Raw genomic sequence first — 20,524 nt, 5'->3', positions numbered from 1 at the left:
CCCTGCGACGGTGAAGGTTCCCGCATGGGGCGAGAAAGTGGAGCCGGGCCGCGGAGCGGTCAGATCCAGCTCGGGAACCACATCCGCCAGTGCCAGTGCTGGTACGGGATGGTGTCGGCCACGTAGATCGGGTGGAAGAACGCGAACAGCGCCAGGGTGAGCAGCAGGTAGCCGCCCACCACCAGGACCCGGAGCCGGAAGCGCGCCGGGTCGGGCTCGCGCCGCCCCACCCACAGCCCGATGACGAACACCACCGCCAGGACCACCCAGGGCTCGAAGGCCACCGAGTAGAAGGTGTAGATGGTGCGGTGCTGGTAGGCGAACCAGGGGAGGTAGCCCCCGACGATGCCGGCCGCGATGGCGCCGGCCCGCCAGTCGCGCCGCACCAGCCACCACCACAGCACCGCCAGCAGCGCGAAGGCCCCCACCCACCAGACCGAGATGGTGCCGACCGGGTTCACGGCCTGCGAGCACTGGGCCACCGTGCAGCCGTCGACACCCCGGGTCGGGCTCTCGTAGTAGAAGGAGGTCGGCCGGGTCTGCACCAGCCAGGACCACGGGTTCGACTGGTACGGATGCGGTTGCGCGAGCGTGGTGTTGAAGCCGTAGGCATCCTGGTGGTACTTGACCCAGTTGCGCAGCGCGGAGGGCAGCCACTGCACCCCCTCGCCCGGATGGAAGCGGTCCCAGTGCCGGTGGTAGCCGTTGTCCGACAGGAACCAGCCGGTCCACGACACCACGTAGACCACGGCCCCGACGACCACCAGCTGCAGCGCCGCGAAGGGCCCGTCCTTCAGCAGCGCCCCACGGGCCCAGTGCCGCACCCCCGCGGCCCGGCGCGCCCCGAGGTCCCACCACACCGTCATCAGCCCGAACGCCGCGAGGAAGAACAGGCCCGACCACTTGGTGCCCATGCACAGGCCCAGCGACACCCCGGCCACCCAGCGCCACGGCCGCCAGCCCAGCCACGGCCCGCCGCCCCCCGGCCACTCGTCCCGGCCGAGCGCGCCCACCTTCTCGGCCAGCACCTCGCGGCTGCGGTCGCGGTCGACCAGCAGCGCCGCGAACGCGCACAGCGCGAAGAACATGACGATGATGTCGAGGATGCCCGTGCGCGACATCACGAAGTGCAGGCCCTCGAAGGCCAGGAGGAACGAGGCGACGCAGCCCAGCGCGGTCGAGCCGAACATCCGCCGGGCCACCCGTCCGATGACGAGGATCGACACGGTGCCGAGCACGGCCACCGAGAACCGCCAGCCCCACCCGGAGTCGGCGCCGAGCAGCCACTCGCCGAAGCCGATGAGCCACTTGCCGACCGGCGGATGGACGACGTAGTCGCCCTCGGTGCTCGAGAAGATGTCGGGGTTGCCGCCCACGAACGCCTCGTCGGGCTTCTTCAGCGAGTCCAGGACCCGCATCTCGACGCCGTAGCGCAGCATCGAGTAGCCCTGCTTGACGTAGTACGTCTCGTCGAAGACCAGCGCGTGTGGGCGGTCGAGGTTCCAGAACCGCAGGACCCCGCCCACGAGGGCGATGAGCCCCGGGCCCAGCCAGCCCCACAGGCGGTCGGTGGGCCGGAACCCGAGCAGGCGTCCGCGCAGCTCGTCCGTCCGGGTCACCGGGACATCGTAGGTGGGCGCCCTGCGGCGCCCGGCCCGCGTGCGAGGATCGCCCCATGAGCGGCCTCCTGGTGCTGGCGGCGACCCCCATCGGCGACCCGCGCGACGCCACCCCACGGCTCGCCGAGGAGCTCGCGAGTGCCGACGTCGTGGCCGCCGAGGACACCCGCCGGATGCGGCGGCTGTGCGCCGACCTCGGCGTGCGACCGGCCGGGCGGGTCGTGTCCTTCCACGAGCACAACGAGGCCGGCCGCGCCGCCGACCTGGTGGCCGAGCTCGTCGCCGGCGCGCGGGTGCTGGTCGTCACCGATGCCGGGATGCCGTCGGTCTCCGACCCCGGCTACCGGCTGGTGGCCGCCGCCGTCGAGGCCGGGGTGCGCGTCACCGCCGTGCCCGGCCCGTCCGCCGTCCTCACCGCGCTGGCCGTCTCGGGCCTGCCGGTCGACCGCTTCTGCTTCGAGGGCTTCCTGCCGCGCAAGGAGGGGGAGCGCGCCCGAGCGCTCGCCGGGCTGGCCGACGAGCGCCGCACGATGGTGTTCTTCGAGGCGCCGCACCGCCTGGCCCGGATGCTGGCGACGGCGGCCGAGGTCCTCGGCCCCGACCGGCCGGCCGCGGTCTGCCGCGAGCTGACCAAGACCTACGAGGAGGTGCGCCGCGGCGGCCTCGCCGCGCTCGCCGAGTGGGCGGAGGAGCACGCGCGCGGCGAGATCACCGTCGTCGTGGCCGGGCGACGCGGGGCCGCCGGCACGGTCGAGGACGCCGTCCCCGAGGTCCTCGCGCGGGTCGCAGCGGGCGAGCGGCTCAAGGACGTCTGCGCCGATGTCGCCGGCCGGGCCGGCCTGGCCAAGCGCGCGCTCTACGACGCCGCCGTGGCGGCCCGGGCGGGCTGAGCCCCGCCCCCGTGCGGCGTCCTCCGCGTGCGGGGGTACCCGGAGGTAACCGGGCCAATGTCACACCTGGGCAGGGCTCGACAGCCCTCGCTGGTGTCCGGGGCGGGGGCTAGGGTTGCTGTTCGTGGCCACCAAGACTTCATCTCGACCCGCGACGGCCCGCCGGACCACGATCGGCCTCAAGATCCTCATGGCTGCGACCGGTCTGGTGTTCGTCGCGTTCGTCCTCCTGCACATGTACGGCAACCTGAAGGCGCTGTGGGGGCAGGAGTCGTTCAACACCTACGCCGAGCACCTGCGCACCATCGGTGAGCCGATGCTGCCGTACCGCGGTCTGCTCTACGTCACCGAGGCCGTGCTGGTGCTCAGCCTGGTGGGGCACGTGTACGCGGCGTACACGCTGTGGAGCCGGGCCGGCAACGCCCGCCGCACCAAGTACGAGGCCGTCAAGCGGGCCTCGCGCACCGCGTGGATGCGGTGGGGCGGCACCTTCCTCCTCCTGTTCCTCGTGTGGCACCTGCTCCAGTTCTCGATCGTGAAGTTCTCGGTGAACTCCGCCAAGCAGGGCCCCGACGTCCAGCAGAACCCCTACGCGCTGCTCGTCGCGAGCTTCCAGGTCCCCTGGAACACCCTCATCTACGTCCTCGCGATGGTCGCCCTCGCCCTGCACCTCTCGCACGGGGTCTTCAGTGCGAGCCAGACCCTCGGCCTCACCGGGACCGCGGCGACCTACCGCCGCGCGAAGCTGGTCGGCCACGCCGTCGCCGCGGTCGTGGTCGTCGGCTTCCTGCTCCCGCCGCTCGCGATCCTCTTCGGCATCATCAAGTAAGGCACGGAACCGATGACAGACACCATCAACGCCGGCATCACCCACGGGCTGTACACCGAGGGCGAGCCCATCGCCGACACCAAGGCCCCTGCGGGCCCCATCGCGCAGATGTGGACCACCCGCCGCTTCGAGGCCGCGCTGGTCAACCCCGCCAACCGTCGCAAGCTCGACGTCATCATCGTCGGCACCGGCCTGGCCGGCGGCTCGGCCGCCGCGACACTGGGCGAGGCCGGCTACAACGTGAAGTCCTTCTGCTTCCAGGACTCCCCGCGCCGCGCGCACTCCATCGCGGCCCAGGGCGGCATCAACGCGGCCAAGAACTACAAGGAGGACGGCGACTCCGTCTACCGCCTCTTCTACGACACGGTCAAGGGCGGCGACTACCGCTCCCGCGAGACCAACGTCTACCGCCTGGCCGAGGTCAGCGCGAACATCATCGACCAGTGCGTGGCCCAGGGGGTCCCGTTCGCCCGTGACTACGGCGGCCTCCTCGACAACCGCTCGTTCGGCGGCGTCCAGGTCTCCCGCACGTTCTACGCGCGCGGCCAGACCGGCCAGCAGCTGCTCATCGGCGCCTACCAGGCCCTCGAGCGCCAGGTCGCCGCCGGCACCGTCACCACCTACACCCGCCACGAGATGCTCGAGGTCGTCGTCGTCGACGGCCGCGCCCGCGGCATCATCGTGCGCGACCTGGTCACCGGCGAGATCGAGACGCACCTGGCCGACGCCGTGGTGCTCGCGAGCGGCGGCTACGGCAACGTCTTCTTCCTCTCCACCAACGCGATGGGCTCCAACGTCACCGCGTCGTGGCGGGCCCACCGCAAGGGCGCCTACATGGCCAACCCCTGCTACACCCAGATCCACCCCACCTGCATCCCCGTCTCCGGTGAGCACCAGTCGAAGCTGACCCTGATGTCGGAGTCGCTGCGCAACGACGGGCGCATCTGGGTCCCCAAGAACCGTGAGGACTGCGACAAGGACCCGCGCGACATCCCGGAGGAGGACCGCGACTACTACCTGGAGCGGATCTACCCCTCGTACGGCAACCTCGTGCCCCGCGACATCGCCTCCCGCCAGGCCAAGAACGTCTGCGACGAGGGTCGTGGCGTGGGCCCGAAGGTCGGCGACTTCCGGCGCGGGGTCTACCTCGACTTCGCCGACGCCATCGAGCGTCTCGGGCAGGAGGCCGTGAGCGAGAAGTACGGCAACCTCTTCGACATGTACGCCCGCATCACGGGCGAGGACCCGTACAAGGTCCCGATGCGCATCTACCCCGCCGTCCACTATGTGATGGGCGGGCTCTGGGTCGACTACGACCTGCAGTCGAGCATCCCCGGTCTGTTCGTCGCGGGCGAGGCGAACTTCTCCGACCACGGCGCCAACCGGCTCGGGGCCTCGGCCCTGATGCAGGGTCTCGCCGACGGCTACTTCGTGCTGCCCAACACCATCCGCGACTACCTGGCCAAGGCGCCCTTCGAGCCGGTCACCGCCGACCACCCCGAGGTCGTCGCGGCGCGGCAGAGCGTCCAGTCCCGCACCGAGCGGCTGCTCGCCATCAACGGCGAGCGCAGCGTCGACTCCTTCCACCGCGAGCTCGGCCAGGTCATGTGGGAGTACTGCGGGATGGAGCGCTCCGAAGAGGGCCTCCTCAAGGCCATCGACCTCATCCGCGGGCTGCGCGAGGAGTTCTGGCGCAACGTGCGGGTGCTCGGCGCCGCCGACACCCTCAACCAGAGCCTCGAGAGGGCCGGCCGCGTCGCCGACTTCCTCGAGCTCGGCGAGCTGATGTGCATCGACGCCCTGCACCGTCGCGAGTCCTGCGGCGGCCACTTCCGGGTCGAGAGCCAGACCGAGGACGGCGAGGCCCTGCGGCACGACGACGAGTACGCGTACGTCGCGGCCTGGGAGTCCACCGGCGGCGACGGGTTCGGCGAGCTCGGCACCCCGGTCCTGCACAAGGAGGACCTCGTCTACGAAGCCATCCAGCTCAAGCAGCGGAGCTACAAGTGACCCCGGCGCGCACCTGCTCCCTGCCCGCCGCCACTACCTCCCGAGGACCCCGATGAACCTCACCCTCAAGATCTGGCGTCAGCCCGGCCCCCGCCACCAGGGCTCGATGCAGACCTACAAGGTCACCGACATCAGCGAGGACATGAGCTTCCTCGAGATGCTCGACATCCTCAACGAGCAGCTGAACGCCAAGGGCGAGGAGCCCATCGCGTTCGACTCCGACTGCCGCGAGGGCATCTGCGGCTCGTGCGGGCTGATGATCTCCGGCAAGGCCCACGGCCCCGAGAAGACCACCACCTGCCAGCTGCACATGCGCAGCTTCACCGACGGCGAGGTCATCACCGTCGAGCCGTGGCGCGCCAACGCCTTCCCGGTCATCAAGGACCTCGTCGTCGACCGCGGCGCCTTCGACCGCATCATCCAGGCCGGCGGCTACATCTCGGTCAACACCGGTTCGGCGCCCGAGGCCAACGCGGCCCCGGTGCCGAAGCCGCACGCCGACCGCGCCTTCATGGCGGCCGAGTGCATCGGCTGCGGCGCCTGTGTCGCCGCCTGCCCCAACGCCTCGGCCATGCTGTTCATGGGCGCCAAGGTCACCCACCTCTCCGAGCTGCCCCAGGGCCAGCCCGAGCGCGACGCCCGGGTGGTGTCGATGGTCGACCAGCACGACCACGAGGGCTTCGGCGGCTGCACCAACGTCGGCGCGTGCTCGCAGGCCTGCCCCAAGGGGATCCCGCAGGACGTCATCTCGACCCTCAACAAGGACCTGCGCGCGGCGCTGCGTCGCTGACGCCGCGCCCCGCCGTGCGGCCCGCCCCGACCACGGGGGGCGGGCCGCACGGCGTCCCGGTCAGAGCCAGCCGACGTGCGGCTTGAGCAGCGAGTAGCCCACGAACGCGACGACGTCCAGGACGGTGTGCGCGAGCACCAGCGGCATGACCCGTTTCGTCCGGGTGTAGAACCACCCGAAGACCAGCCCCATCACGACGTTGCCCACGAAGCCGCCGAAGCCCTGGTACAGGTGGTAGGTACCGCGGATGAGGGCCGAGGTGGCGATGACCCGCCAGGGGCCCCAGCCGGCCTGCCCCCACCGGCGGAAGAGGTAGCCGATCATGATCGTCTCCTCGAGCACCGCGTTCTGCGCGGCCGCCAGGACCAGGATCGGCACCGTGAACCAGGCGGCGCCCACGAGGTTCGCGGCCGACACCGTCGTGTTGAGCCCCAGCGCCTTGGCCGCCAGGTAGAGCCCCAGCCCGGGGATGCCGATGACGGCCGCCAGGGCGGCGCCGCGCCACAGGTCCTGGAACGGGCGGCGCAGGTCGAAGCCCATGGTGTGGGGCTCGGCCGGGTCGTCGCGCCGCAGCAGGTGCAGCGCCAGCGCGACCGGGACCAGGGCCAGGGCGATGCCGACGAGCTGGAACGCGACGTCGAGCCACGGGCGGTCGGGCGTGACGGACGAGTTCATCGTGGCCGTCTGCTGCGACAGTGCCTCGGGGCGGGTCAGCCGGTCGACGATGCGCAACAGGGCGTAGATCGCCGAGGATCCGAGCGAGACGCCGAGGACGAGCCAGGTCTCGGTGAGGTGACGGCGGCGCATCCGCCCACCCTAGGCGGGCGGCCCCGGCGCACCCTGGGTGCCGGCTGCGAGCCGGCTGGATGCCGCCGGGCGCGGCACAATGGGACCCGATGCCATCGCGTGCCCGCCCCGTCGCCCGGCCCACCCGCGGGCGGCTCGCGAGGCGCCCCGGCGGCACGGTGGTGCGCGGGTGGCTCCTGGCGGCGGCGCTGACGCTCGCCGCGAGCGTCACCGGCTGCTCCGGCGTGCCCGGGCTCCCCGCTCCGTCGACCTTCGGCACCGGCCCGAGCACGTCACCGGCGGCGCCCCCGACCCCGCCCCCCGTCGGCGAGCTGTTCTTCGACACCCGGACCTTCGCGCTGTCCGCGCAGTCGGCGCACGTGGCCGGGACCGTCCTGCGCGGGCGGGTGCGGGTCACCATCGACCTCGAGGGCAACGCCTCGGGCACCCAGCAGCGGCTGCGGGTGACGGCCCCCGGCGCCGGAACGGCCGAGCTTCTCACGGTGGGCGACCGGACCTGGCTCTCGGGCGACCAGGCCTTCTGGAGCCGCCGCCTGGGTTCGGCGGCGGCCGCTCGGCCCTATCGCGACAAGTACCTCCTGGTCTCGCCGCGGCAGGCGGCCGCGGTCGGGCCCTACACGCTGCGGGGCCTGCTCACGGCCCGGTTCGCGCGCCCCGACGTGACGACCCTCCAGAAGCGGACCCGTCCGGCGCTCGTCGAGGCGCTCGGCGGGGACGTCGTCTGGCGGCTGGGGCTGGGGGCGGGGGGCCTGGTCGTCGCCAGCGACGGCAGCGCGGCGCTCCTGCGGTTCACGACGGTGGGCACCGACCCGAGCGACCTGCGGTTCGACCGCTGGGGGCAGGTGGGCTCGTTCACCGAGCCCGCGCCGGCCGACGTCATCACGCCCTGAGGGCCGGGACGGCCCGCGTCGGGTCAGCCCGGCGAGTAGGCGCGTTCGCGGCGCGAGCGGCGCCAGTCGCGCACCCGCAGCCAGAGCCAGATGAGCAACCACGCCAGCAGGGCCAGCGCGACGACGACGAACACCGGCGCCAGGATGGCCACCAGGGAGAGGCCGATCGACGCCCCGTCCTCGACGGTGGAGACGATCGGGCCGCCGGTGCCCACGGTGACGCCGTTGACCACCGGGCGCGCGGCCATCTTGCCGGTGTGCACCAGGCCCGACACCACCACACCCAGGACGACGCCGACCCACGGGTGCTGGGTCATCCAGGTCGAGTGGTCGAGGTCGGAGGCGGCGCTCGTGGCGGCGAAGATCAGCCCGCCCATGCTCGGCCGGATGAAGGTCTGGACGGTGTCGTTGACGGTGTCGACGGCGGGCACCTTGTCGAGGACGACCTCGGCCAGCAGGAGCACCGCCCCGATGCCGATCGCCCAGCCGCTCTCGATCCACTCGTAGCCGGAGGGGAGCGTGATGAGGTCGGTGAAACGAGCGACCAGCGCGACGACGAGGAAGGGGATGTAGGCGTTCAGGCCCGCCGCGGCGGACAGGCCCATCCCCGTGAGGGCAGCCAGCACGGCGACCTCCTGACCTGTGGCGACCGCACGACGCGCTCGCACCCGGGAGAGCAACATCGCTCCGACGTCAGCGTAGTCCCGGCCTGTGCCGTCGTGACCGAACCGTTGTGCGGGCCCGCGTAACCCGGTGGACGGGCGCCGACGGGTCGACCACCATCGGGGCGTGACCCCCGACCCGGCAGCTGCCCCGCCCACCGGCGTTCCCGCCGACCCCGCCGCGCTGCTGCGCGTCTACGACGACCAGCTGCGCACCGACGCCGAGACGCCCGGGGCGGTGTCGGTGGCGCGGCTCGGCCCGCTGCGGATGGCCACCTTCCCGGGCGGCCGCGGGTTCGTCTCGTACCGCGACCTCGACGGCGCCGGCGCGGTGACCGTGCGGGGGTGGGTGGGCGAGGCGCTGGAGCACTTCCGGGCCGACCGGTCCGTCGTCGACGTCGAGTGGAAGACCCGGGGCCACGACGTCGCGCCCGGGCTGCACGAGGCGCTGGTCGAGCACGGCTTCGTCGCCGGCGAGGTCGAGTCCGTGATGATGGGCCCGGCCGCAGCCCTGGCCGTGGAGGTGCCGCTGCCACCCGGTGTGGTGCTGCGTCGGGTGACCGCCGAGGCCGACGTGCGGGCCATGAGCGCGATGGCCGACGAGGCGTTCGGCGACCCGGTCTCGACGCGCCGGGCCGACGACCTGATGTTCCGGCTCTCGCGCGAGGACGGCATGGAGCTCTGGGTCGCCGAGGCCGACGGGGTGATGGTGAGCTCGGGGCGCCTGGAGCCGGTGGCGGGCACGGAGGTGGCGGGGGTGTGGGGGGGCGCCACGCTGCCGGCGTGGCGCGGGCGCGGCATCTACCGGGCGCTGACGGCCGTGCGGGCCCGGTCGGCGCTGGCGCTGGGGAAGACGGTGCTGCACAGCGACTCGACCGAGTACTCGCGCCCCATCCTCGAGCGCGCCGGGCTGGTGAAGGTCACCACCACGACGCCGTACGAGTGGACCCGCTGACCCGGCGCCCAGGAAGACGGGGGGTCGGCGGGTCCGTCCCGTCGCTGCTCAGGCGGAGCGGCCCTGGTTGTACATGGCCCCGGTGAAGGCGTCACCCGAGGCGCAGGTCGCCAGCGACCAGTTGCTGCCGTTGGCGTTGCGCCAGGGCCCGTAGGCGTAGACGATCCGGCCGTTCCAGCCGGACCGGCACTCGAGAACGACCCGGAACTGGTTCCCGGCGGGTGCCGAGCAGGAGTCCCCTCCGCCGTTGCCGAAACGGGTCCACTGACAGTCATAACCCCAGGCGTTGGCCGCCGGTGCCGCGACCACTCCGCCGATGAGGACGGCAGCGGCCGCCGCCGCAGTACCGAGGAAACGCTTCATGACCACTCCTTCTCGCTGGGGACGGCGGCCGGTCGCCGCGCGCGAGAACCCCCACGCGTGACCCTAGGGGCGCCGCGGGAGCGGGAGGCGACGATCGGCCGACGCCTCACCGGGGAGCACTCCCCGCTCCCGCGGTGGCGGGGGTAACGCGGGTGTGGATGGCACCTAGGATTCGTCGCATGAAGGTCCTCTCCGCCGTCGCCTGGCCGTACGCCAACGGCCCCCGCCACCTCGGCCACGTCGCCGGGTTCGGGGTGCCGTCCGACGTGTTCAGCCGCTACATGCGGATGGCGGGGCACGACGTGCTCATGGTCAGCGGCTCCGACGAGCACGGCACGCCCATCCTGGTGCTCGCCGACCAGGCCGGGGTGACCCCGCGCGAGTTCGTCGACCGCAACCACGCCCTCATCGCCGGCGAGCTGTGCGACCTCGGCTGCACCTACGACCTCTACACGCGCACCACCACGGCGAACCACTACGCCGTCGCGCAGGAGCTGTTCCGGCAGAACTGGCTCAACGGCTACATGGTCGAGCGCACCCAGCAGGGCGCCATCTCGCCCTCGACCGGGCGCACCCTGCCCGACCGCTTCATCGAGGGCGAGTGCCCCATCTGCCACTACGCGGACGCGCGCGGCGACCAGTGCGACAACTGCGGCAACCAGCTCGAGCCCGAGGACCTCATCAACCCGCGGAGCAAGATCAACGGCGAGGCCCCGCAGTTCGTGCAGACCCAGCACTTCTTCCTCGACCTGCCCGCGCTCGCCGAGGCGCTGGGCGAGTGGCTCACGGGGCGCGAGGCGTCGGGCACCTGGCGGCCCAACGTCATCAAGTTCAGCCGCAACATCCTCGACGAGATCAAGCCCCGTGCCATGACCCGCGACATCGACTGGGGCATCCCGGTGCCGCTCGACGGCTGGCGCGACAACCCGGCCAAGCGCCTCTACGTGTGGTTCGACGCCGTCATCGGCTACCTCTCGGCCTCCATCGAGTGGGCGCGGCGCCGGGGCGAGCCCGAGCGCTGGCGCGAGTGGTGGAACGACCCCGAGGCCCTCACGTACTACTTCATGGGCAAGGACAACATCACCTTCCACTCCCAGATCTGGCCCGCCGAGCTCCTCGGCTACGCCGGCAAGGGCTCCCGCGGCGGCGAGCCGGGCGTCTACGGCGAGCTCAACCTGCCGACCGAGGTGGTCTCGAGCGAGTACCTGACCATGGAGGGCCGGCAGTTCTCGACCTCGCGCGGCTACACGGTGCTGGTGCGCGACGTCCTCGACCGCTACGGCCCCGACGGCATCCGGTACTTCATCTGCGCGGCCGGCCCCGAGAACCAGGACTCCAACTTCACCTGGCGCGAGTTCGTGCAGCGCAACAACTCCGAGCTGGTGGCCGGCTGGGGCAACCTGGTCTCGCGCACGGCCGCCATGGTGGCCAAGAACTTCGGGGAGATCCCGGCCCCGGGGCCGCTCGAGCCGGTCGACGAGGAGGTCCGCGCCACCGTGCTGTCGGGGTTCGAGACCGTGGGCGGCCTGCTCGAGCGGCACCGTCAGAAGGCCGCCATCGCCGAGGCCATGCGGGTGGTCGGCGAGGTCAACGGCTACGTCTCGCGCACGGAGCCGTTCAAGCTGAAGGGCGAGGACCAGCAGGAGCGCCTGGCCACCGTGCTGCACACGCTGGTGCAGTGCGTCGCCGACCTCAACACGATGCTGGCGCCGTTCCTGCCGCACGCCGCCAACCGCGTCCACAGGGTGCTGGGCGGCGAGGGCGAGCTCGTGCCGATGCCGCGCCTCGAGACGGTCACCGGCCTCGACCCCGAGGACGAGGGGCGGTCGTGGCCCGTCATCACCGGCGACTACTCGGGCTTCCCGCGGTGGGGGTCGCGCCCGGTCGTCGTGGGGACGCCGATCAGCAAGCCGGCGCCGGTCTTCACCAAGCTCGACGAGTCGGTCGTCGACGACGAGCTGGCCCGGGCCGAGGCCTGAGCCGATGACGTCGCAGCCGAGTCGGCGGGGTGACCCCGAGCCTCCCGACCCGCTGCCGATCCCGGTGGTGGACAACCACACCCACCTCGACATCAGCCGTGAGGGCGCCGAGATCGCGGTGGGCGACCTCGTGCCCGCACTGCGGGCCGCGGCCGCGGTGGGCGTCGACCGGGTCGTGCAGATCGGCTGCGACGAGGCCGGCAACGAGTTCGCCGTGGCGGCCGCCGAGGCGTACCCGTCGGTGCTGGCCGGGGTGGCCGTGCACCCCAACGAGGCGCCCCTGCTGGCCGCCCGGGGACGGCTCGACGCCGTGCTCGACCGGGTCGAGCAGCTGGCGGCCCATCCGCGGGTGCGGGTCGTCGGCGAGACCGGCCTCGACCACTTCCGCACCGGGCCCGAAGGGCGTCCCGTGCAGGAGGAGTCGTTCCGGCGGCACATCGACATCGCCAAGCGCACCGGGCGGGCCCTGCAGATCCACGACCGCGACAGCCACGACGACGTCCTGCGGGTGCTGGCCGAGGAAGGGGCGCCCGAGCGCACGGTCATGCACTGCTTCTCGGGCGACCTCGAGATGGCGCGTGAGTGCGTCCGGCGCGGCTACCACCTCTCGTTCAGCGGCACCGTGACGTTCAAGAGCTCGCGGGGCCTGCGGGACGCGCTCGCGGTCACCCCGCTCGAGCTCCTGCTGGTCGAGACCGACGCGCCGTACCTGACGCCACATCCCTGGCGGGGCGCGTCCAACAGCCCCGTCCTCGTGCCGTTGACGGTGCGGGCGATGGCGGCCGTGCTCGGGGTGGCGGTGGCCACCTTGTGCGAGAGCCTCTCCGAGAACGCGGAACGGCTCTACGGGCCCTGGTGAACCGGGCCGCGGCGGGGTGGGTGCGCCGGCCGGCCGCCTCAGGGGCCGCTCAGGTCCGACGCGTGTCGTGTGGCCGGTGGGACGGATGGGACGTCAGAGGTCGCCGATCGTTGGCCCTCCCGTTACCGAAACTTGACCTTTGCCCGTCCCGTCCTGCACGGTGGACGGAGATGGCCGGGGCCGGAACGCCTCGGACGACGTGTTCGAACGCCCTCCCGGCACCGCCGCCGGCAGGGCTGTTTCCTGCACTGGGCCCCCTCGGCCCGGGCCCACGGGCCGCCGTCCGACGCCGGTGCCCGGAGAGCCCCACCCCTGGAGTCGTCTTGCTCAACCGCACCGTTCGTCATGCCGCCCAAGGCGTCGCGGCCCTCGCCGTGGCCGTCGGGTCGGTGGGCGTCGCCCACTTCGACAAGGCCGTGGCCCTGAGCGTCGACGGGACCGCGTCGTCGGTCCACGTCCTCGGGTCCACCGTCCGCGACGCCCTCGACAAGCAGGGCATCTCGGTGGGAGAGCACGACGTGGTCGTCCCGGGCCTGGACAGCCCGATCTCCGACGGCGACCGCATCTCGGTGCGGTACGGGCGCAAGCTGGTCGTCACGGTCGACGGGGTCACCCGCGAGTACTGGACGACGGCCACCACGGTCGACGCCGCGCTCAAGGACATCGGGGTGCGGGCCGACGGTGCGGTCCTGACCGCCTCGCGCTCGCTCCCCCTGGGCCGTGCGGGCCTGTCGATGTCGGTCTCGACCCCGAAGGACGTCACGGTCGCCATCGGGGGCAAGCGGCGTGCGGTCTCCACCGCGGCGCCCAAGGTCTCGGGCGTGCTCGGCGAGCTGAACGTCAGCCGTAACGCCACCGACGTCGTGGCCCCCGGTCTCGACACCCCGGTCACCGACGGCATGACGATCGTCTTCAAGCGCGTCACCACCAAGCGCGTCACCACCACGGAGGCCATCGCGTTCCCGGTCGTCAAGCAGCAGGACGCGTCCCTCGCGGTGGGCCGGTCCACGATCGTCACCCCGGGTCGCCAGGGCAGGCGCGAGGTCGTCCGGAGCCAGCGCTTCGTCGACGGCAGGCTCGCCGGCACCTCGGTGCTGTCGCAGAAGGTCCTCACCCGCCCGGTCAGCCAGGTCGTCAAGGTCGGCACCAAGGTCGCCGCGGCCGCCCCGGCGCCCAGCGCCGGCAACACCTCCGGCGCCGGCCTCAACCTCGCCAACGAGGCGATGTGGGACCGCATCGCCCAGTGCGAGTCGAGCGGCAACTGGTCGATCAACACCGGCAACGGCTACTACGGCGGCCTGCAGTTCAACATCCCGTCGTGGCTCGCCAACGGCGGCGACGACTTCGCGTCGCGCCCCGACCTCGCGTCGCGGGCCGAGCAGATCACCGTGGCCAACCGCTACTACGCCAAGGCCGGGCTCTCGCCCTGGGGCTGCGCGTCCGCGGCCTGAGCCTCCCGAGCCCGCCCCCTGAGCCGCTGCCTCCCCGAGGCGGCGGCTCGCGGCCTCCCGGCCCTTGTCGACGTGCGCCCGGCAGCCCGGCGCCCCCCTCGACGCAAGGGTTGCTGCACCGGACCCCGCCTCGCAGGTCTTGTCCGGTGCGCTTTTCGGGGTGACCCCGAAAAGCCGGGAGCTGCGCGGTGGCTAGGGTGGCGCCCGTGACCGACGCCCCGGATGCCGCGCCCGCCGCGCTGCTCGGCGCCGCGCAGGTCCGTGAGCTGGCCGCCCGCCACGGCATCCGCCCCACGAAGCAGTGGGGGCAGAACTTCGTCGTCGACGGCAACACCGTGCGCCGCATCGTCCGCGTCTCGGGCGTGGGGGAGGACGACGTGGTGGTCGAGGTCGGGCCCGGCCTCGGCAGCCTCACCCTGGCCCTGCTGCCCGCCGTGCGCCGGGTCGTGGCGCTCGAGGTCGACCCCGTGCTGGCCGCCGCCCTGCCCGGCACCGTCGAGACGCTGGCGCCCTCCCTGGCCCCCCGGCTCGAGGTCGTCCGCGGCGACGCGCTCGCCGTGACCGAGCTCCCCGGGCCACCGCCCACCGCCCTGGTCGCGAACCTGCCGTACAACGTCTCGGTCCCGGTCGTGCTGCGGATGCTGGAGCACTTCCCGAGCCTGCGCACCGTGCTCGTGATGGTGCAGCTCGAGGTCGCCGAGCGGCTCGCCGCACCTCCCGGCAGCCGCACCTACGGCGTCCCCAGCGTCAAGGCCGCCTGGTACGCCGACGTGCGCCTGGCCGGCACCGTGCCGCGCAGTGTGTTCTGGCCGGTGCCCAACGTCGACTCCGGCCTGGTCGCGCTGACCCGGCGCGAACCGCCCGTCACCACGGCGACCCGGGCCGAGGTGTTCGCCGTCGTCGACGCCGCGTTCGCCCAGCGCCGCAAGACCCTGCGAGCCGCCCTGGCCGGATGGGCCGGCTCGCCGGCCGCGGCCGAGGCGGCGCTGGTGGCCGCCGGGGTCGAGCCCCGCACCCGCGGCGAGCAGCTCGACGTCGCCGCGTTCTCCCGCATCGCCGCCGCCCGCGCCTGAGATGCCGGCGCGGCGGCGGGCCCGGCGCTCTGACTAGGGTGAGGACATGACCGCCAGCCGCCTCGTGCCCGGCCCCGTGACCGTGCGCGTCCCGGCCAAGGTCAACCTGGAGCTCCTGGTCGGGCCCCTGCGCGACGACGGCTTCCACACCCTCGCCACCGTCTACCAGGCGGTCGGTCTGTACGACGACGTCACCGTGGCCGCGGCCGACACGTGGGGCGTCAGCGTCTCGGGGGCGCTGGCCGCGGGCGTGCCCACCGACGCCGACAACCTGGGCCTGCGGGCGGCCCGCCTCCTCGCCGACCGGTACGCCGGTGGGCCGGCCCACGTCGGCATCCGCAAGGGCATCCCGGTGGCGGGGGGGATGGCCGGGGGCTCGGCCGACGCCGCGGCCGCCCTGGTGGGCCTCGACCAGCTGTGGGACCTCGGTCTCGACCGCGACGAGCTGGAGGAGGTCGCCGCCGAGCTCGGTAGCGACGTGCCGTTCCTCGTCTCCGGGGGCACGGCCATGGGGAGCGGCCGCGGTGAGCGACTGGCCCCGGTGCTCGCCCGCGGCACCTACCACTGGGTGTTCGCGCTCGCCGAGGGCGGGCTCTCGACCCCCGAGGTCTACGCCGAGTGCGACCGCCTGCGGGCCGGCACCGTGGTGCCCGAGCCGGTGGCGACCCCCGCCCTGATGGCGGCCCTGCGCACCGGCGACCCCCACGAGCTCGCGCCCCAGCTCACCAACGACCTCCAGCCGGCCGCGATCTCGCTGCGCCCCGAGCTCGGCGAGACCCTCGACGCCGGGATGGAGTACGGCGCGCTCGCGGGCGTCGTCTCGGGGTCCGGCCCCACCATCGCGTTCCTGGTCGAGAACAACGAGGCGGGGATCGACCTCGCCGTCGCCCTCACCGCCAGCGGGGTCGTGCGCGACGTCCGCCGGGCCGCCGGCCCCGTGCACGGCGCCCACGTCATCCACCAGCGGGCCGACTAGTGGCGAGCCTGGTCTCCGTCGAGCGCGCGTCCCTGGCGCTCGGCACCGCGCAGGTGCTCGACGGCGTCTCCCTCGGGGTCAACGGCGGCGACCGCATCGGCGTCGTCGGTCGCAACGGCGGCGGCAAGACGACGCTGCTCCGGGTGCTGGCCGGCACCCGCGAACCGGACGACGGCCGGGTCGCGCGCACGGGCGGGCTGCGGGTCGGCGTCCTCACCCAGGACGACTCGCTCGAGGCCACGGCCACCGTGCACGCCTCGGTCCTCGGCGGCATGGCCGAGCACGAGTGGGCCGCCGACCCGCGCATCCGCGATGTGCTGGTGGGCCTGCTCGGTGGCCTGGACGCCCCGGTCGTCGGAGGGATGGACGCCACGGTCGGCCCGCTGTCCGGTGGCGAACGGCGCCGGGTGGCGCTGGCGGCGCTGCTGGTGGCCGCCCCCGACCTGCTGCTGCTCGACGAGCCGACCAACCATCTGGACGTCGAGGGGGTGGCCTGGCTGGCCCAGCACCTCGCCGGGTCCTTCGCCCGGCCCGACACCGGCCTGGTCGTCATCACCCACGACCGGTGGTTCCTGGACGCCGTGGCCACCCGCACCTGGGAGGTCGACAGTGGCCTGGTGCACCAGTACGAGGGGGGCTACGCGGCCTACGTGCTGGCCAAGGCCGAGCGCGACCGGCTGGCCGGCGTCATCGCCGAGCGGCGCGGCAACCTGCTGCGCAAGGAGCTCGCCTGGCTGCGCCGGGGGCCGCCGGCGCGCACCAGCAAGCCCAAGTTCCGCATCGACGCCGCCAACGCCCTGATCGCCGACGAGCCGCCCCCGCGCGACGACGTCGAGCTGATGCGCTTCGCCACCAACCGGCTCGGCAAGGACGTCGTCGACCTGGTCGACGCCCGGCTCACCGTGGGCGACCGGGTGCTGCTCGACCGCTTCACCTGGCGCCTCGCCCCCGGGGAACGGGTCGGGCTGGTGGGGGTCAACGGAGCCGGGAAGTCGACGCTGCTGCGCGCGCTCGCCGGGCAGGTGCCGCTCGCCGCGGGCAAGCGCACCGTCGGGGTCACCGTGAAGGTCGCGTTCCTCACCCAGGAGGTGCGCGAGCTCGACGCGTGGGCCTCGCGCCGGGTCATCGAGGCCGTCGAGGACGTGCGCTCGGTCGTGCGCTTCGGCAAGAAGGACCTCACCGCCTCGCAGCTGGCGCAGCGGCTGGGGTTCACCGGGCCCCGCCAGCAGACCCGCGTCGGCGACCTCAGCGGCGGCGAGCGGCGGCGGCTCCAGCTGACCCGCCTGCTGATGGACGAGCCGAACGTCCTGCTGCTCGACGAGCCCACCAACGACCTCGACATCGAGACCCTGACCTCGCTCGAGGACCTGCTCGACGGATGGGCCGGCACCCTCGTCGTCGTGTCGCACGACCGCTACCTGCTGGAGCGGGTGTGCGACCGGCAGCTGGCACTGCTGGGCGACGGGCGGCTGCGCGAGCTGCCCGGCGGGGTCGAGGAGTACCTGCGGCTGCGGCGCGACCTGGTCGACCGCGGCGAGGGCGTGCGCGACGTGCCGGGGGCGGAGACCCCGGGTACGGGTGCCTCGCCGCCCGCACCCACGACCGGTGCCGCGGCGCCCTCGCCGGCCGAGCTGCGGGAGGCCCGCAAGGTGATGGCGCGGGTCGAGAAGCAGCTGGCGCGGCTGGCCCAGCGCGAGGACCGCATCCACGCCGCGATGGCCGAGGCGGCCACCGACCACGAGCGCGTCCTGGGCCTCAACCGCGAGCTGCGCGAGGTCGTCGACGAGCGCGAGGGCCTCGAGCTCGAGTGGCTCGAGGCGGCCGAGATCACCGGCTGAGCGCCGCTCGGTCCCCCTCGACCCTCCGGCGCCGGGCGGCCCGGTCGTGCCACGTGGGCGAGGCGCGCGGTGGCGGACCGGTCAGGCCGGGCCGGTCTCGAACGGCCGCAGCAGCCGGCGCAGCAACGCGGCGAGCGCCTGCTGCTCGTCGGGGTCGAGGCGCGCCAGCAGCTCGCGCTCGTGGGTGACGAGCTCGGCCAGCGCGCGGTCGACCGCGACCATCCCGTCGTGGGTCAGCCGCACGATGACGCCGCGCCGGTCGCCCGGGTCGGGGTGTCGCTCGACGAACCCGCGCGCGGCCAGCCGGTCGACCCGGTTGGTCATGGTGCCGCTGGTCACCAGCGTCTCGGAGACCAGCTGGCCCGGGCTGAGCTCGTAGGGCGAGCCCGCGCGGCGCAGGGCCGAGAGGACGTCGAACTCCCAGCTCTCGAGACCCGTCCCCGAGAACGCCCGGCCGCGGGCGAGGTCGAGGCGGCGTGCCAGCCGGGAGACGCGCGAGAGCACCTCGAGGGGGGAGACGTCGAGATCGGGCCGCTCCCGCCGCCAGGCGGAGACGATACGGTCGACGTCGTCAGCGGCCATGGGCGCATGCTACTCCGCGTCAAGTTTCTTGACGTCGAGATACGTGCGGCCCAGCCTGGCGGTGACGGGGACCCGAGGCGAGGAGATGACCGTGCGCGCGACACCGATCTGGGACCCGGGCGGGTACTGGCGCTTCTCCGACGAGCGGTCGCGGCCCTTCGGCGACCTGCTCGGCCAGGTGGGAGCGCGGGAGCCGCGGCTCGTCGTCGACCTGGGGTGCGGCCACGGCCCGATGACCACGCTGCTGGCGAAGCGGTGGCCGCAGGCGCGCGTGGTCGGGGTCGACTCGTCCGAGTCGATGCTGGAGGCCGCCCGCGCCCTCGACCCCGACGGTCGGGTCGAGTGGGTGCTGGGCGACCTGCGGGAGTGGGACCCCGCCTCGGTGGGGGCGGCGCCGGACGTCGTCGTCACGAGCTCGACGCTCCAGTGGGTACCGGGTCATCTCGACCTCATCGAGCCGTGGGTCGGGTCCCTTGCTCCCGGAGGCTGGTTCGCGATGCAGGTGCCGGGCAACTTCGACGCCCCGAGCCACGCCCTGATGCGCGCGACGGCGCAGGGCCACTCCCGGTCCGGCGAGCTCACGGCCGCGCTCGAGGTGCCGGCGGTCGGCGAGCCGGCCACCTACCTGCGGCTGCTCGCGCGCCTCGGCTGCCGGGTCGACGCCTGGGAGACGACCTACCTGCACGTGCTCGATCCGGAGGCGCAGGACGAGAACCCGGTGCTGACCTGGGTGACCGCCACCGGGCTGCGACCCGTCCTCGACCTGCTCCAGGAGGGGGCGGACCGCGACGCCTTCATCGAGCCGTACGCGGCCGCGCTGGCCGAGGCGTACCCGCGGACCACGGCCGGGGTGCTCTTCCCGTTCCGGCGGATCTTCGCGGTCGCGCAGCGTCCGGACGGGGGAGCCTGATGGCCGTCGTCGGGCTGCACCACGTGCAGATCGCCTGCCCACCGGGGTCGGAGGACATCCTGCGGGGCTGGTACGGCGGGGTGCTCGGCATGCCCGAGATCCCCAAGCCCGCCGCGCTCGCGGTCCGCGGTGGGGTCTGGTTCGAGGCCGGCGACCGCCAGCTGCACTGCGGGGTGGAGGACGGGTTCGCGCCCGCGCTCAAGGCCCACCCGTGCTTCCTGGTCGACGACGTCGACGCGGCGGCCCGCGCGGTGGCGCAGGCCGGCGGGGCGGTCCGCTGGTCGGCGGAGATCGCCGGCGTCCGCCGTTTCCACACCGACGACCCCGTCGGCAACCGCATCGAGCTCCAGCAGGCCTGACGGCCGCCGGGTCAGATCTGCTCGAGCGTCTCCGGGGTCAGGGTCGGCTTCGGCTCGAGCCCGGTCAGGCCGTTCCAGGCGAGGTTCACGACGTGGGCCGCCACCTCGTGCTTCTTGAACTTGCGGTTGTCGAGCCACCACTGGCCGACCAGCGCGATCATCCCGACCAGCATCTGCGCGTACATCGGCGCGGCCTTGGGGTCGAGCCCGTGCTGTTTGAACTGGGCGGCGAGGATGTGCTCGACCTGGCTGGCGATGTCGCTCATCAGGCTGGCAAACGAGCCGGTGGCCTGGCCGGCCGGGCTGTCGCGCACCAGGATCCGGAACCCGTCGGAGTTGCTCTCGACATAGGCGAGCAGGGCCAGGGCCGCCCCTTCGACGATCTGGCGCGAGGAGGTGCCCGCGTCGAGGGCCGAGGTGACCCCGGCCAGCAGCGCCTCGATCTCGCGGTCGACGACGACGGCGTAGAGGCCCTCCTTGCCGCCGAAGTGCTCGTACACGACGGGCTTGCTGACCCCGGCCGAGGCGGCGATCTCCTCGACGGTGGCACCCTCGAAGCCCTTGTCGGCGAAGTGCTTGCGCCCGATGCCGATCAGCTGCTCGCGTCGTTCGCGCCCCGTCATCCGGGCTCGGGAGGTGCGTGACTTCTTGGCCCCCGGGTCGTCACTCACCGGGCCATTGT

General features: G+C 73.3%; 20 protein-coding genes. 14 read left to right on the top strand and 6 right to left on the bottom strand.

The features are described from left to right. Positions 1 to 59: 59 nt before the first annotated feature. Positions 60 to 1,619, bottom strand: coding sequence for a dolichyl-phosphate-mannose--protein mannosyltransferase (locus ATL31_RS11580; RefSeq protein WP_101395903.1), 1,560 nt, complete (start codon positions 1,617 to 1,619; stop codon positions 60 to 62). 56 nt (positions 1,620 to 1,675) lie between these two features. Between ATL31_RS11580 and rsmI the strand changes: the two genes are divergently transcribed. The 4 genes from rsmI to ATL31_RS11560 all read left to right on the top strand — a co-directional run bounded on the left by rsmI (position 1,676) and on the right by ATL31_RS11560 (position 6,138). Continuing rightward, positions 1,676 to 2,509, top strand: a complete 834-nt coding sequence (gene rsmI, locus ATL31_RS11575; RefSeq protein ID WP_101395902.1) for a 16S rRNA (cytidine(1402)-2'-O)-methyltransferase — start codon at positions 1,676 to 1,678, stop codon at positions 2,507 to 2,509. A gap of 124 nt (positions 2,510 to 2,633) precedes the next feature. Continuing rightward, on the top strand, positions 2,634 to 3,338 hold the full coding sequence (locus tag ATL31_RS11570; RefSeq protein WP_101395901.1) for a succinate dehydrogenase cytochrome b subunit: 705 nt from the start codon (positions 2,634 to 2,636) through the stop codon (positions 3,336 to 3,338). Between the two features lie 12 nt (positions 3,339 to 3,350). Continuing rightward, the gene (locus ATL31_RS11565) at positions 3,351 to 5,348 is read left to right on the top strand and encodes a fumarate reductase/succinate dehydrogenase flavoprotein subunit (RefSeq protein WP_101395900.1); all 1,998 of its coding nucleotides are present in this window, start codon (positions 3,351 to 3,353) and stop codon (positions 5,346 to 5,348) included. Between the two features lie 52 nt (positions 5,349 to 5,400). After that, on the top strand, positions 5,401 to 6,138 hold the full coding sequence (locus ATL31_RS11560; protein WP_101395899.1) for a succinate dehydrogenase/fumarate reductase iron-sulfur subunit: 738 nt from the start codon (positions 5,401 to 5,403) through the stop codon (positions 6,136 to 6,138). Positions 6,139 to 6,198: 60 nt separating this feature from the next. Here the strand turns inward: ATL31_RS11560 and ATL31_RS11555 are convergent, their stop codons facing one another. Next, positions 6,199 to 6,945 carry a CPBP family intramembrane glutamic endopeptidase gene (locus ATL31_RS11555; RefSeq protein WP_101395898.1) on the bottom strand — a complete coding sequence of 249 codons (747 nt, stop codon included), beginning with the start codon at positions 6,943 to 6,945 and terminating at the stop codon, positions 6,199 to 6,201. A gap of 89 nt (positions 6,946 to 7,034) precedes the next feature. Between ATL31_RS11555 and ATL31_RS11550 the strand changes: the two genes are divergently transcribed. Continuing rightward, complete coding sequence (locus tag ATL31_RS11550; protein WP_101395897.1) at positions 7,035 to 7,835, top strand: hypothetical protein; 801 nt, start codon at positions 7,035 to 7,037, stop codon at positions 7,833 to 7,835. A gap of 23 nt (positions 7,836 to 7,858) precedes the next feature. Here ATL31_RS11550 and ATL31_RS11545 read toward each other — a convergent pair whose 3' ends face one another. Next, a complete protein-coding gene (locus ATL31_RS11545) occupies positions 7,859 to 8,461 on the bottom strand; it encodes a DUF4126 domain-containing protein (RefSeq protein WP_101395896.1) in 603 nt (200 codons plus the stop codon). Between the two features lie 163 nt (positions 8,462 to 8,624). Here ATL31_RS11545 and ATL31_RS11540 point away from each other — a divergent pair, with 163 nt between their 5' ends. Then, the gene (locus ATL31_RS11540) at positions 8,625 to 9,452 is read left to right on the top strand and encodes a GNAT family N-acetyltransferase (protein WP_245862354.1); all 828 of its coding nucleotides are present in this window, start codon (positions 8,625 to 8,627) and stop codon (positions 9,450 to 9,452) included. A 48-nt stretch (positions 9,453 to 9,500) separates the two neighbouring features. Here ATL31_RS11540 and ATL31_RS11535 read toward each other — a convergent pair whose 3' ends face one another. Beyond that, positions 9,501 to 9,815, bottom strand: coding sequence for a hypothetical protein (locus ATL31_RS11535; protein ID WP_101395895.1), 315 nt, complete (start codon positions 9,813 to 9,815; stop codon positions 9,501 to 9,503). 179 nt (positions 9,816 to 9,994) lie between these two features. On the opposite strand from ATL31_RS11535, the gene metG reads away from it, so the two are divergent. The 6 genes from metG (at position 9,995) to ATL31_RS11505 (ending at position 17,991) form a co-directional block, all read left to right on the top strand. Continuing rightward, positions 9,995 to 11,794: a methionine--tRNA ligase gene (gene metG / locus ATL31_RS11530; protein ID WP_101395894.1), complete on the top strand. Its 1,800-nt coding sequence runs from the start codon at positions 9,995 to 9,997 to the stop codon at positions 11,792 to 11,794. Positions 11,795 to 11,798: 4 nt separating this feature from the next. Further along, a complete protein-coding gene (locus ATL31_RS11525; RefSeq protein ID WP_101395893.1) occupies positions 11,799 to 12,653 on the top strand; it encodes a TatD family hydrolase in 855 nt (284 codons plus the stop codon). A gap of 323 nt (positions 12,654 to 12,976) precedes the next feature. Next, positions 12,977 to 14,104 carry a resuscitation-promoting factor gene (locus ATL31_RS11520; protein WP_281256264.1) on the top strand — a complete coding sequence of 376 codons (1,128 nt, stop codon included), beginning with the start codon at positions 12,977 to 12,979 and terminating at the stop codon, positions 14,102 to 14,104. Positions 14,105 to 14,310: 206 nt separating this feature from the next. Next, the gene (gene rsmA, locus ATL31_RS11515; protein ID WP_211284020.1) at positions 14,311 to 15,177 is read left to right on the top strand and encodes a 16S rRNA (adenine(1518)-N(6)/adenine(1519)-N(6))-dimethyltransferase RsmA; all 867 of its coding nucleotides are present in this window, start codon (positions 14,311 to 14,313) and stop codon (positions 15,175 to 15,177) included. Positions 15,178 to 15,223: 46 nt separating this feature from the next. Continuing rightward, positions 15,224 to 16,153, top strand: a complete 930-nt coding sequence (locus tag ATL31_RS11510; RefSeq protein WP_101395890.1) for a 4-(cytidine 5'-diphospho)-2-C-methyl-D-erythritol kinase — start codon at positions 15,224 to 15,226, stop codon at positions 16,151 to 16,153. Further along, positions 16,153 to 17,991, top strand: coding sequence for an ABC-F family ATP-binding cassette domain-containing protein (locus ATL31_RS11505; protein ID WP_101395889.1), 1,839 nt, complete (start codon positions 16,153 to 16,155; stop codon positions 17,989 to 17,991). The genes ATL31_RS11510 and ATL31_RS11505 overlap by 1 nt, the downstream gene beginning before the upstream one ends. Positions 17,992 to 18,072: 81 nt before the next feature. Here ATL31_RS11505 and ATL31_RS11500 read toward each other — a convergent pair whose 3' ends face one another. Continuing rightward, entirely contained in the window at positions 18,073 to 18,573 is a 501-nt protein-coding gene (locus tag ATL31_RS11500) for a MarR family winged helix-turn-helix transcriptional regulator (protein WP_101395888.1), read from the bottom strand. An 85-nt stretch (positions 18,574 to 18,658) separates the two neighbouring features. Here ATL31_RS11500 and ATL31_RS11495 point away from each other — a divergent pair, with 85 nt between their 5' ends. Both ATL31_RS11495 and ATL31_RS11490 read left to right on the top strand, forming a co-directional pair. Continuing rightward, entirely contained in the window at positions 18,659 to 19,483 is an 825-nt protein-coding gene (locus ATL31_RS11495; RefSeq protein ID WP_101395887.1) for a methyltransferase domain-containing protein, read from the top strand. Continuing rightward, on the top strand, positions 19,483 to 19,842 hold the full coding sequence (locus ATL31_RS11490) for a VOC family protein (RefSeq protein WP_101395886.1): 360 nt from the start codon (positions 19,483 to 19,485) through the stop codon (positions 19,840 to 19,842). Before ATL31_RS11495 ends, ATL31_RS11490 begins: the two co-directional genes overlap by 1 nt. 11 nt (positions 19,843 to 19,853) lie before the next feature. Here the strand turns inward: ATL31_RS11490 and ATL31_RS11485 are convergent, their stop codons facing one another. After that, positions 19,854 to 20,465, bottom strand: a complete 612-nt coding sequence (locus tag ATL31_RS11485) for a TetR/AcrR family transcriptional regulator (protein WP_101397553.1) — start codon at positions 20,463 to 20,465, stop codon at positions 19,854 to 19,856. Positions 20,466 to 20,524: the final 59 nt, after the last annotated feature.

It is taken from the genome of Phycicoccus duodecadis, assembly GCF_002846495.1.
Taxonomy (GTDB): Bacteria; Actinomycetota; Actinomycetes; order Actinomycetales; family Dermatophilaceae; genus Phycicoccus; species Phycicoccus duodecadis.
This window is presented reverse-complemented; position numbering and strand designations above follow the sequence as displayed.